Origin of the sequence: Natronolimnohabitans innermongolicus JCM 12255 (assembly GCF_000337215.1) — an archaeon.
GTDB classification, from domain to species: Archaea; Halobacteriota; Halobacteria; order Halobacteriales; family Natrialbaceae; genus Natronolimnohabitans; species Natronolimnohabitans innermongolicus.
In genome coordinates, this window is the sequence record NZ_AOHZ01000075.1 from 89,308 (window position 1) to 101,872 (window position 12,565).

Sequence of the window (12,565 nt, forward strand, 5' to 3'; positions counted from 1 at the left end):
GCCCGAGACGCACCGTTTTTACACCACGTCGCCGCGGACGGTGACGCCCTCCTGTTGCTCGCGCCAGGCGTGGAGCTCCTTTGCGGCCGTCTCGGCCTCTTCGTCCTCCAGCCCGAGCATCTCGAGGGCGCTCGAGAGCGTCGGCAGCGCCAGTTCGCTCTCCCGAAGCTTGCGAAACGCCTCGTCGCTGCGGGTGCCGTCGGCCCAGAGACAGACCCCGCGTGGGTCGAGCAGTTGGGTGTAGTCCTCGCGCAGCTTCGCGCCGCGGAGACGCTGGGTGACGTTGTCCTCGAAGGAGGCGTTACAGACCTCGAGGTGGATCGGTTCGTCGTCGGCGAGGAGGTGGGCGGCGAGGCACTTCTCGGGGGCGGCGTGGCCGTTGGCGTTCGCCCGGATGGCGTCCGGGTGGTCGGCGGCCCAGTCGGCCCGGACGGACTGTCCGATGCCCGCGACGTCGTACTCGTCGGCGACCGCGTCGGCGTCGGTCGCGCTCGAGTCGCTGTCGTCGCGCAACAGGACGTCTTTCGTCAGGTAGACGTCGAGCCGTTCGACGGGGTCCAGTCCGAGCGCGACGTCGCCGACGGCCCAGACCTCCCGGACGGGAACGGGCATCCGCTCCTCCTCGACGGTGTCGACGAGTCTCTCGAGGCGATCGACCGCGTCGCGGCGGGCGAATCCGCGTTCACTCATTGTCGACCGTGGGTGCTCGAGTCGCAAAACGGTTTCTTCGCCGCGCAAGCGCGGCCGCGATAGTGATGCCGTCGGACGCCACTGGCCACCCGATCGCAGGACGGGGCCGATCGGTGTCTGAATCGATTCGGTGCGGCGACGCTCTCGAACGGCACTCGTCGGTCTCAGGCGCCCTTCGACCGATCGGTCGTCACGTACACCGTCTTCCGGACGGTCGCGTGGACGACCCCCTCGGCGTCGACGAGGTCGACGGTGTAGTGGCGGTCGATCGACTCCGTCCCCTCGGTTGCGAGTTCGGCGCGGATCGCCTCGAGCTCTTCGTCGGTCAGCCGGAACTGCGCGTACAACGTCTCCTGACCGGGCTTTTTGAAGCGTATGTCGGCTTCTTTATCCCAGACGACGTAGCCGTCGCCGAGACGCTTCAGTAGCATCATCATGTAGAACGGATCGACGGCCCCGTAGATGCTGCCGCCGAAGGTGGTCCCGACGTAGTTGCGCGTCCGCCAGGAGTTGGGGAGCTTCACGCGGATCTCCCGCCAGTCCGGGGCGATGTACGTCACCCGACCACCGGTTCCGCGGTAGGCCGGAAAGAGGTTGAAGCCGATTCGGTAGAGCCGAGATCGCAGGGCCGCGAGCATACCGTCTCCTCGAGCGCTCGCCAAAAAACGGTTCGTAAACGAGCGGCCCGCGTCCGCCCGTTCTCTCCTCCGGTCGCGACCGTCGCTCGGGCCGGCTCGCTCGTGTCAAGAGAGGACCTTTTTTATCGGTTCCCGGCAAACGGAGAGCTATGCGACACCGAATCTTCAACGAAGACGGTGAGGAGGAACTCGTCTTCGTCATGGGCTGGGCCAACCGCTGGACTCACGAGAACGTCAGCTGGCTCATCGGGCAGCTGACCGACGCCGGCTATCGAGTTCACGCGTTCGAACTCCCCACGAACATCGAGGACTTCAAAGCCGACTGGCTCGAGCCGATCGCCGAGTACGTCGTCGAGTTCGACGAGGAGTACCAGCTGCTGGCCCACAGCGCGGGCGCGCTGGTCGCACAGGCCCTCGACGGCGCGGACAACCACGTCTACCTGAGTCCCTTCTGGGGCTACGGCGAGGCGTTTATCGATCCCGTGCTCGAGGCCGTCTCGAAGCTGCCGACGACGTTCCCCTGTGTTCCGGTCCGCGAGATCGATCGCGAGGCGCTCGGCTCGAAGGCGACGGATCACCAGCTCGCGACGACGCCGGACTGGGTCTCGCCGGCGTTCGTCCGCGAAACCCGCCGAGGGCAAGAAGAGCTGTTGACGATCGACCACGACGCGGTCATTTTCTGCTCGCTTCGGGATCCGCTCGTCAGCATGCGCGCGATCGGCCGACGCGTTCCCGCCGAACACGTCGTGCTCTACGACGGCGGCCACGAACTGTTCTCGTCGGCGAGTCGCGAACGTCACGTCGAGACGCTGCTGGCCACGCTGGCCGACGGCGCCGAAGTCGTCGAAGCCGACGACGAGGCCGACGAGGAAGAGCCGGTTCCGGCCTGATACGGATTGCTGTGCCGATGTCCCGGCGCAACCGCGACCCGGGCGGCGGGTGCGCCGGACCTGACGGACAGTAAACCGTATGAGTCCCCGGCCTGGTTCGCACTCAGGTACGCATCACCCCCTCGAGGGAGTCGCCGAGAGACGAAACGGACATACGCGCTCGCTGGTTAGGTGGCGCCGATGGACTGTAACCGGTGTGACGCGGAGGCGGTCATGCACGCCGCCTACTCCGGCGCGCATCTCTGTGACGACCACTTTCGCGAGTCGGTCGAAAAGCGGGTTCGTCGCCGGGTGCGCCGAGACGACCTCGTGCCGAAGGACGCGACACCCGACGACCCCGAGACGTGGGTGATCGGGCTCTCGGGCGGGAAAGACAGCGTCGTCCTCACGACGGTCCTCCACGACACGTTCGCCGAGGATCCCCGCATCGAACTCGTCGGGCTGACGATCCACGAGGGGATCGAGGGCTACCGCGACGAATCGGTCGACGCCTGCGTCGAACTCGCCGCCGATCTCGAGATCCGCCACGAACTGGTCTCCTACGAGGAGGAGTTCGGGATCCGGATGGACGACGTCGTCGAGGACGACCCCGAGAACATGGCCGCCTGCGCCTACTGCGGCGTCTTCAGGCGGGATCTCCTCGAGAAGTACGCCGACGAACTCGGGGCCGATCTCCTGTTGACCGGTCACAACTTAGACGACGAGGCCCAGACCGCGCTGATGAACTTCCTCGAGGGCGACGTCTCGCAGATCGCCAAACACTTCGACGCCAGCCTCGGCCCCCTCTCGGAACGCGAGGACCAGGAGGAGTTCGTCCCCCGCGCCAAGCCCCTGCGGGACGTTCCCGAAAAGGAGGTCGCCCTCTACGCCCACCTCGAGGACCTCCCGGCCCACATCACCGAGTGTCCCCACGCCAGCGAGGCCTATCGCGGCGAGATTCAGCAACTGCTCTACGATCTCGAGGAGAACCACCCCGGTACCCGTCACTCGATCCTCTCGGGCTACGAGGAGGTGGCGGGCATCGTCGCCGACGAGTTCAACGACGACGCCGAGGAGAGCGCCGACCTGCGGGAGTGCGTCGAGTGCGGGTCGACGACCACCCGCGAACGCTGCCGGAAGTGCTCGCTGCTCGAGTCGCTCGCATAATCGGCGGCCGTCGTCCGACTTCGATCTGGTGTTTCGACTCACTGTATGTATTTCGACCCGATACGATTGTTTCGGGACCGCGGTCACAGAGTCGCTACCGTTGACGCTGGGGATATCACACCCTCCCCAGCTGACTCGTTCGCTTTTCGCGGCGCACAGCGCCGCGCTCGCTCTTTCGTCCCTCGAACGCATCGCCGCCCGCCCGCGCGTTGCTCAGCGGATCACTCCATTCCCCGTTCGCTCGTCGAGGTGCTCGCCTCGCTCGCGCCTCGCTTCGCTCGGACGGGCGCCAGCGCGCGCCACCACGGATCCACGGATCGTGCGCGTGCGTCTCGGCCCCTGTCTCTTGAGTCCCGGTAACTACGAACAGCGAGCCTGAACGTACCGTCGCGCCCGCTCGAGATCCGCGGGCGTGTTGACGTTCAGGTGCCAGCACTCGAGGTCGACGCCGACGTAGCGTCGGCCGTCGGCGAGCAGCGACTCGAGGGCGTCCGCGAGTTCGTACTCGTCGCTTTCGCTGTCGGCGCGCTCGACCGCGCGACAGGCCGTATACAGCGCTCGCGCGTCGTGGGTCTGGACGCCGGCGGCGATGTAACCGGCGCCCGGGTCCTCGTCGTCGGCGATCGCGGACTCGAGTGAACGCACCGTTCCGTCGGCGGCGACGTCACACCGGGCCGTCGTCTCGGCCTCGTTTCGCGAGACGCGATCGAGCAAGAGCGCGCCGTCGACGTCCGACTCGCGGTGGCGATCGACGAGTCGCGAGAGATCGCAGTCGGGGCCGAAGACGTTGTCGCCGTTGACCGTGAGCACGTCCGTCGGGACGTCGTCACCGGCGTCCGACAGCGCCGCGGGATCGGTCACGCCGTAGCCGTCCTCGAACGCCGTCCGGACGGCGTGGGCGAGTCCCAGTCGATCGTCCTGTACCGCGTACCGAACCGGGACGCCGCCGACCGTCGACCCGATCGCCGCGCGGACCTCGTCGCTCCGGTAGCCGACGACGATCGTGATCGCCTCGACGCCGGCGTCGACGACCGTTCGAAGGGTACGCTCGAGCAGCGCCTCACCTGCGATCTCGAGCAGTGGTTTCGGTGTGTCGTCCGTATACGGCCGTAAACGGGTCCCTCTGCCGGCTGCGAAGACGAGTGCGTGCATCCGTCGCTGGCTGATGGCTCGAGTTGCCGACGGTTGTCACTATCGTTTTGGACTGGCTGAAAGAAAACGAGCATGGCACGCTCGTGTCGCCGACCGGCACGCAGGTGGTGTGGTGTGTCGGTGGTGTGTCGGTGGTGTGTTGCGCGCCGAAGTCGGCGGGTAGTGTGTCGCGGACGTGACTGCGAGCCGCCTACCGAATGACGTCGACGCCGTTGTGTTTCTCGACTTCCTCGCGCCCGCCGTCGCTGTGGGCGCCGTAGCCGGAGTTCGAGCCGCCGGAACGCGAGCCCGACTGGGACTGCGACCGAGAGCGGGAATTCGAGCGAGAGTTGACGTCCTCGACGTTGTTGCTCGCGTCGAAATCGGCGTCAGAGACGCTTTCGATGCTCGCACGCGACTTGTCGGCCTGTTTTTGCGTGGTCGGGCCGAGTACCTGTGCGCTCTGGACACCGGTCATGATGGCCATGACCCGTACCTTGCCCTTGTAGTTCTCCTGAATCCGGGCGCCCCAGATGACGTTTGCCGACGCCTCGAGGCGTTCGGTGATGTTGTCTGCGATTCCCTCGGCCTCTTTCAGCGTCAGGTCGGGGCCGCCGGTGATGTGAACGAGTCCGCCGGAGGCGCCACGGTAGTCGACGTCCAGCAGCGGGTGGTTCATCGCGTCCTTGACGACCTCGTCGGTCTTGTTCTTGTCCTGGGTTTCGCCGACCAGCATGACGGCGACGCCGCCCTGGTTCATGATCGTCGACATGTCGGCGTAGTCCAGGTTGATCAGCGACGGCTGGGTGATCGTCTCCGAGATCCCCTTGACGGTCTCGGCGATGATCTGGTCCATCACCGAGAACGCCTTGCCGATCGGGAGGTTCGGGACGTAATCGAGCAGCCGGTTGTTGTCGAGGACGATGATCGAGTCGGCCTTATCGCGTAGTTTCTCGAGGCCTTCTTCGGCTTTGACCGTCCGTGCGCGCTCGACGTTGAACGGCGTCGAGACCATCCCGACGACGATTGCGCCCTGCTCTTTGGCGATTTTCGCGACGACGGGGGCGGCACCGGTCCCGGTCCCGCCACCCATTCCGGCCGTCACGAACACGAGGTCCGCATCGCCGAGGACCTCCTGTACCGTGCTCTGGGCCATCTCGGTCGCGCGTTCGCCCATCGACGGATCGCCACCGGCACCGAGGCCGTTGGTCAGCGACTTGCCGACGAGGATCTTCGTGTCGGCTTCGATCATCTTCAGGTGCTGTTTGTCCGTGTTGATCGCCACGGTATCCGCACCGTCGACGCCGATGTTGTACAGCCGGTTGATCGTGTTGTTACCCGCGCCACCGCAGCCGACGATAACGATGCGTGGGTCGCCGAACTCGTCACCGTCCATGTCGGCGTCCATCGCCTTCGCTTCTTCCTCGGCGTTCTCGAGCGCATCTTGTACGATATCCTGCATCGTTACACCTTGGCCCAGGTTCGTTTACCGGACTGCTCGCTCGGTCCGTCGGTTTGTTGCTCGTTGATCATCTCGCGAACGGCCGACCGGATGGCTTCGCTCCGGTTCGGGAACTCGCCAGAGTCGACGAGCTGTTCGACCTCCTCGATCTGCTGTTTCGGAATTCGCAGTGTCACACGCTCCATTGTTGTATTCCCTGTTGAGTAAGACGGTGGCGCGCCCCTGTCAGACGCGGCGTGTCTTACACCGGAAACGCCCGCCATCGGGCGTTTTGCGACTTTCGTCGCCCGCTGTAAGACGACCGTCTTACGCGAGTAAGTGGAAGACTGCCATAGGCAATAAAGGTTTCGGCGAATCAGACTATCCGTGTCTTACACTAGTCGTTATGTAGGACGATCCCGTCCGAGGACGTCCGCCGCCGGCGTCCGACGTCCACAGCTCGGACAGAACGACCAGTCCGAACGGACTTCGTCGCCACACTCACAAAACAGCCGTCTCGAGGCCTTCTCACCGCAGTTCGGACAGTAGACGTGCTCGTCGTCGACCGTCTCTCCACACAGACCACACTGCGTGTGTCCACCGGTGTCTGACACGTCGCCGTCGTCGCCGTTCGACGATGTCTTACGTTCGACTGTGGCGGTTTCGTCGGCTGCGCGTACGGCGGTGTGTTCGTCGCCGGACCGTCGGACAGGATCGATCGAGTGTCGGTTGTCCCCGTCTGCTCGGTGTCGTTCCGCGCGTGCGTTGTCGACCCGCCGAGTCTCGTCTCGAGGGCGACCCTCGTCCTCGAGCGAGACGGTGATCGTTACGTCTCCCGATCGGCGTGCCTTCGACTGCCGCGTTCGTTCCTCGCGTGCGTACTCGAGGTCCCGGAGTCGTTCGGTAAGGAGGTCGTCGACCCGTTCGCGGATCAGGTCGTCGATCGCACCTGACTGGGTCGGCTCCGCTCGTTCCGCGGCACGGGCGCTCGCTGTCTCGTCCAGATACGACCGTAGCGCCTCGCGCATCGCCTCGCTCTTCGAGATCTCGAGCGCCTCGAGTTGTCCGACGAGGTCGTCGTCAGCGCGGAACGTGATCTTACTCATCGCGTGATTACCACACTCCTTCTAGTCCAGATATATTAATCTTCACTGTCAGACAGTCGACTAACTCGATCCGAATAATAACCCTTATGTTACCCTCGGCGGCTACATTGTGATGTAACCGCCCTTAGCTCAGACTGGTAGAGCAGTCGACTGTAGATCGACTTGTCCCCCGTTCAAATCGGGGAGGGCGGACTTTTACTGCGAACAACGTGAGCAGTCGGACGTCTATCCCGATACGATTTGAACACGAGAGTCGCATGCCCGCACAGCCGAGCGAAGCGAGGCGAGCAGGAACGTCTCTCACCTGTTCAAATCGGGGAGGGCAACTTCCGCTCACGTCGAAGCGTGATCGATAGCGAAGACTCCGCCTTCGGTCGGGGTAGAACGTTTTCTCGCTGATTCCCAAATTGCAGTAGGGCCAACGGAGATACGCAACTTGAATTCAGTCCTGAGTCACCGCCTGCCTGCGATTTTTATACTGTAAGAGACCACTCGTGGTCGCAGTCTGTGCACGCGAAATCAGCTATTGTCTTTCCATCGGCAATGCGTTTGGCAACTTCCTCGCCAAAACCGTCGCATTCCGGGCAGATGGAGCTTATCACTGTCTTTGACTGTTATGATCGGTCACGTTTCAGTGCCCTACCCAACTATGTGTGTAGTTCAATTCTCGAAACCCGTCTAACCGCCCTCCAAACGCGCATATTACACACAAGAGGAGACAATGTGCCCCCTCGTTGGCTCCGACGGGTGCGAACGGTGTGAGAATGCATCGGTTCCCGTGACCCAGCGGTTCTGTTCTACCTGGCTCGAGCGGTTCGGCGGGATCGAGGTACTCTGCTGTGAGTTTGCGACGGTCTCCCTCGAGAGTCCGACGGCCAGCAGTGTGCCCTCGAGTCGGACATCGGACAGACGGTCGGCCGCCTCGAGTTCGTCGGTGAGCGAACTGTCACTCACAACGGGGACACGACCGTTCGTCTTACTCCTCGAGCGTCTCCTCGCTAACTGCAGGGAGCGTAAACGAAAACGTCGATCCCTCGCCGGGTTCGGAGTCGACCCAGATCTCGCCGCCGACGGACTCGTTCCGCGAGTCTGCCGGGCACGACCCCGCTTCGCTCGCTCGAACGCCGTGGCGCTCGACGATTCGCTCACAGACTGCGAGTCCGATACCCGCTCCGTCGTACGCGTCGTGACTGTGCAGGCGATGAAAGATTTCGAAGATTTGGTCGGCGTCGTCGGGAGCGATCCCGATCCCGTCGTCGTGGACCGAGATTTCCCACTCGTCGCCGCGGCGGTCGGCCGAGACGTGAATCCGCGGCGGCTGGTCGCCGCTGTACTCGAGGGCGTTGTCGAGCAGGTTCTGGAACACCTGGCGCAACTGGTTCGGATCGCCGTTGACGCAGGGTAACGGGTCGGCGGTAATCGTCGCGTCGGTTTCCCGTATCTTGAACTGGAGGTCGTCGTGAACGTCGTCGAACACGGCCTCGAGATCGGTCGGTTCGAACGGGTTTCCGCGCGTCTCGATCCGTGAGTACGCGAGCAGTCCGTCGATCATGTTTCGCATGCGATCGGCGCCGTCGACCGCGAACTGGAGGAATTCCCGTCCGTCGTCGTCGAGTTCGTCCTCGTACCGTCGCTCGAGCAATCGAAGGTACGTCGAGACCATGCGAAGGGGCTCTTGCAGGTCGTGACTCGCCGCGTAGGCGAACTGCTCGAGTCGCTCGTTGGACTCCTCGAGGTCGTCGATCAGGTCCTCGAGGCGGCGCTGATACTCCCGGCGTTCGGTGATGTCGGTGAGCGTAACGATCGCGCGACTTACGTTGCCGTGTGCGTCTCTGACCGGCATACCGTGTTCCATGATGATCCGTCGTTCGCCGTCGAACGCCTCGATTTCGTAGACGTTGGGCTCCGTGACCGCCTCGCCGCGAAGCACCTCGGCCATCGTCCACTCCTCGGGCGAGACTGGCTCTCCCGAGTCGGCCCACGTCGCGGTGAACCGCTCGTACTCGTCGACGCCCTCGACGTCGAAGACGTCGTCGCCCCAGATTCGTTTCGCGACGCCGTTCGCCCGGCGGATCGAACCGTCGCCGTTCGCGACGACGGTCCCGACCGGTAACACCTCGAACAGCGTCTCGAGTTCGCGGGTCTGGCGCTCGAGTTCGAGTTCGGCGCGCTTTCGGTCCGTGATATCGACGAGCGTGCCGGGGAAGGTGATCGGGTTGCCGGCCGCGTCGCACTCGACGTGACCGCGCGCGAGGACCCATCGAAGGTCGCCGGCGTCGTCCCAGACGCGGTATTCGGCCTCGTACTCGTTTCCGGCTTCGAGGGCCGCGTCGATCTCTCGCTCGACGCGCTCGCGGTCGTCCTCGTGGATCGAGGAGACGAACGCCTCGAGCGAAACGCCGGATTTAGCGGCCGCCGGATCGACGCCGAACGTCCGGGCGAACGCCTCGCCGGCGACGAACCGGTCCTCGGGGACGTGCCACTCCCAGGTGCCGACGGCGCCGGCGTCGATCGCGGCCTCGAGTTGCGAGTTGATCTCACGAAGTTCGCGCTCGCGCTCCCGGCGCTCGGTGACGTCCGCGGCGACGCCGACGATGCGGACGACGTCGCCGCCCTCGCGGACGGGAACGGCCTGGGCGTGCACCCAGCGAACCGAGCCGTCGGGGCGAACGACCCGGAACTCCTCGTCGTACTCGTCGTCTGGCAGTGCCGCGTACGCCTTTCGGACGCGCTCGCTGTCGTCCGGATGGACGTCCTCGAGGAACGAGTGGGGATCGTCGTACAGCGATTCGCGATCGCGACCCCAGATCTCCTCGTAGACCGGGTTGACGTACAGTAGCTCGCTCGAGTCCGGCGTCGACATCCAGACGATCTCGTCGACGTTTTCGGCGAGCGTGCGGAACTTCGCCTCGCTCTCTTCGAGCTGTCGCTCGATCTCCTTTCGCTCGGTGATATCGATCGCAACGCCCTCGAGGGCGACCACGTCGTCGTTTTCGAAGACCGGCCGACCGTACTCTCTGACCCACCTGCGATCGCCGTCGGCGGTCTCGATCCGGTAGGTGACCGAGAACGACTCGCCGTCGGCCACGTCGCGTTGAATTCGATTCCAGAGGTCGTCGCGATCGGCGTCGTGGACGACGTCTTCCCCGTAGCTGACGTCGCCGCCTTCGATCGCCGCAGTGTCGTACCCGGTCAGCGCCGCGGCGCCGTCGCTGACGAACTCCATCGGCCACCCGCGCTCGTTTTTCGCGCGGTAGACCATTCCGGGGACATTGTCCATCAGCGTCGAGAGCTGGCGCTCGCGCTCGCGGAGTTCGCGTTCGATCTCCTTGCGTTCGGTGACGTCACGGAAGTAAACCGAGGTGCCGGTTTCGGACGGGTACACCGTCGCTTCGACCCAGCACTCGAGCAGTTCGGAGTAGTGCTCCAGGTGCGTTGGCTCCTGTGTGTCCATCGCCTCGTCGACGGCGTTCTGGACGCGCTCGATCTCCGGCGTCTCGCCGAACGCGTCGTCGAGACGCGCCCCGCGGATCGTCCGTTCGTCGACGTCGAGTAACTCCGCTGCGCGGTCGTTGATGAACGAGAGTCGGTACTCCTCGTCGAGCGCGTACACGCCGTCGTCGACGCGACCGAACACCTCGCTCAGTTCGGTCTCGAGTTCGCGTTCCCGTCTCTTGAGATCGGTAACGTCCTCACCCGTGGTGACGACGCGATCGATCGTTCCGTCCTCGTCGGTGATCGGGACGGCGTTGACCGACAGCCATCGTCGCTCGCCGCCGGGGAGTTCGACCTGCAAGATGCGGTCGTACACCGGCTCGCCGGTCTCGAGGACCGCTGCAGCCGGGTAATCCGCGGCCGAGAGGCGCGTGCCGTCTTCGTCGTACATCGGCCGGTCCGTCGGCGTGTACGACTCGCGGTCCTCGATCCGGAACAGTTCCGTGATCCGTTCGTTCATCCGCGTAACCTCTCCCTCGCTGTCGACGACCAGCGTTCCGACGGGCGTGACGTCGAGGATCCGGTCGGTCAGGTCCCGTTCGCGTTCGAGTCGTCGGTCCTGATGGATGCGATCGAGCGTCGCCTCGAGGCTCGATGCGACGACCTTCGCGAGCGTTAGATCGTCGTCGTCGAAGGCGTTTCGCTCCGTCGAGCCCACGATGACGACCCCGTACTCGCCGATCGGGAGGACGATTTCGCTTCGGATCGGCGTCTCGGCATCGTAAACGCCCGGTGCGTCGGTAACGTCGGCGTACACTTCTGGTTCGCCGGTATCGAAGACCCGCCAGGCGATCCCCTCGCCGGCGCGAAACGTCGGCGGCTCGCCGAACAACGTCTCGGCGCGATCGGTCCAGCGCACTGGCCGGAGCTCGTCGGCGGTCGAGTCGTGGAAGTAAACGCCGTTGATCTCCATCTCGAGAATGTCCTCGAGGTGTCCCGAGGCCTGCTCGGCGACCGCCTCGAGCGACGATTCCTCGAGCCAGTCGTTGACCGCCTCGTTTACGCGCTGAAGCTGGGCCGCTCTGCGGCGGCGGTCGGTCACGTCGTAGTAGAGCTCGACCCGTCCGCCGGCGTACCGGCCCGACTCGATCGGCCTGCTCCGGTGCTCGAGCCACCGCTCCTCGCGACCGTCGTCGGCCGTCACCCGACACTCGAAGCGCTCGACGGCCCCGTCGTCGTCGTAGGTCGACAACACCGTCTCCGCGAACGCGTCACCGTCGGCGACGCGGTCGCGGATCGTCTCCTCGACGAGGGTGCGTTTGTCGCGTCCGACGACGGCAGCCCGCTCGAGACCGAAGTATCGTTGTGCGGTTTCGTCGATCCACGCGACGTCGAACGAGTCGTCGACGACGTCCGCTTCGTCGAGGATGGTCGTCACCGCCCCCGACGTGTCGAGCGGCGAATCGGACGTCGTTCGTTCTCGGTTCCGACGTTCGGATCGCTCCGGGTGTCGTTCGTCGCGTCGGTCTGTGGCCTGCTCCTGGCGGTGTTCGTGCTGCCGTTCCTGCTGTTCCGACCGCTCGCCCTGCTGGTCCTGCTGACCCTGCTGTTCCGACCGCTCGCGAACGATGCCGACGATCCCCCGAACGTCGTCACCATCGTCACCGCCGATCAGCGGACTCCCCCGCAGTTCGATCGGTACGTGATCGCCGGCCGCCGTTTCGAGCGTCGTCTCGAGGGCGAAACTGTCGTCGCGTTCGTCTGGCCGTCGCTCGTCGCTCGTACGCTCGAGTCGCTCGACCGCCGGCGTCGCGAGAAGCTGCGAGACGTGTTCGCCGGCGAGTTCGGCCCCCGAGTAGCCAGCGAGTTCGGCGAAACCGTCACCGACCGCAGCGAAACGACCGTCTCCGTCTACCTGATACGGAACGCCGTCGATCGCGTTTGTCAGTGTCCGATACCGCTCGAGGGCCTCGGCGTCGTCCATCTCACCCCACGTTCCGGATCCGGTTCCGGGGGCCCCCGTTTGATCACTCATGTCCCAAATAACGTTCGCCGACTCGGAAAAGTTGCACGTCCGCTCTCGAGTGC

The 12,565-nt window shown here is 64.8% G+C and carries 9 protein-coding genes, 1 tRNA gene and 1 pseudogene; 3 read left to right on the forward strand and 8 right to left on the reverse strand.

Features of this window, described 5'->3' with window-relative positions:
- Positions 1-18: 18 nt before the first annotated feature.
- Both C493_RS15750 and C493_RS15755 read right to left on the reverse strand, forming a co-directional pair.
- Positions 19-690 (reverse strand): DUF7095 family protein, encoded by a 672-nt coding sequence (locus C493_RS15750; protein WP_007260466.1) that lies wholly within the window; start codon positions 688-690, stop codon positions 19-21.
- Positions 691-854: 164 nt separating this feature from the next.
- Complete coding sequence (locus tag C493_RS15755; protein WP_007260467.1) at positions 855-1,328, reverse strand: DUF4442 domain-containing protein; 474 nt, start codon at positions 1,326-1,328, stop codon at positions 855-857.
- A 149-nt stretch (positions 1,329-1,477) separates the two neighbouring features.
- On the opposite strand from C493_RS15755, the gene C493_RS15760 reads away from it, so the two are divergent.
- A complete protein-coding gene (locus tag C493_RS15760; RefSeq protein ID WP_007260468.1) occupies positions 1,478-2,218 on the forward strand; it encodes an alpha/beta fold hydrolase in 741 nt (246 codons plus the stop codon).
- A gap of 180 nt (positions 2,219-2,398) precedes the next feature.
- A complete protein-coding gene (ncsA, locus tag C493_RS15765; protein WP_007260469.1) occupies positions 2,399-3,364 on the forward strand; it encodes a tRNA 2-thiolation protein NcsA in 966 nt (321 codons plus the stop codon).
- Positions 3,365-3,724: 360 nt separating this feature from the next.
- On the opposite strand, the gene C493_RS15770 is transcribed toward ncsA, so the two are convergent.
- The 4 genes from C493_RS15770 to C493_RS15785 form a co-directional block, all read right to left on the reverse strand.
- Complete coding sequence (locus C493_RS15770) at positions 3,725-4,516, reverse strand: nucleotidyltransferase family protein (protein ID WP_007260470.1); 792 nt, start codon at positions 4,514-4,516, stop codon at positions 3,725-3,727.
- 190 nt (positions 4,517-4,706) lie between these two features.
- Positions 4,707-5,957: a cell division protein FtsZ gene (ftsZ, locus tag C493_RS15775; protein WP_007260471.1), complete on the reverse strand. Its 1,251-nt coding sequence runs from the start codon at positions 5,955-5,957 to the stop codon at positions 4,707-4,709.
- A gap of 2 nt (positions 5,958-5,959) precedes the next feature.
- Positions 5,960-6,142: a ribbon-helix-helix domain-containing protein gene (locus C493_RS15780; RefSeq protein ID WP_049889410.1), complete on the reverse strand. Its 183-nt coding sequence runs from the start codon at positions 6,140-6,142 to the stop codon at positions 5,960-5,962.
- Between the two features lie 198 nt (positions 6,143-6,340).
- On the reverse strand, positions 6,341-7,042 hold the full coding sequence (locus tag C493_RS15785; protein WP_007260473.1) for a double zinc ribbon domain-containing protein: 702 nt from the start codon (positions 7,040-7,042) through the stop codon (positions 6,341-6,343).
- A gap of 118 nt (positions 7,043-7,160) precedes the next feature.
- Here C493_RS15785 and C493_RS15790 point away from each other — a divergent pair.
- Positions 7,161-7,234: transfer RNA gene (locus tag C493_RS15790), tRNA-Tyr, on the forward strand.
- A gap of 784 nt (positions 7,235-8,018) precedes the next feature.
- On the opposite strand, the gene C493_RS24305 is transcribed toward C493_RS15790, so the two are convergent.
- Both C493_RS24305 and C493_RS24310 read right to left on the reverse strand, forming a co-directional pair.
- Positions 8,019-10,367: a PAS domain-containing protein gene (locus tag C493_RS24305; RefSeq protein WP_049889416.1), complete on the reverse strand. Its 2,349-nt coding sequence runs from the start codon at positions 10,365-10,367 to the stop codon at positions 8,019-8,021.
- Between the two features lie 12 nt (positions 10,368-10,379).
- Positions 10,380-12,512 (reverse strand): annotated as a pseudogene (locus tag C493_RS24310) (PAS domain-containing protein); the annotation flags it as partial.
- Positions 12,513-12,565 lie beyond the last annotated feature (53 nt).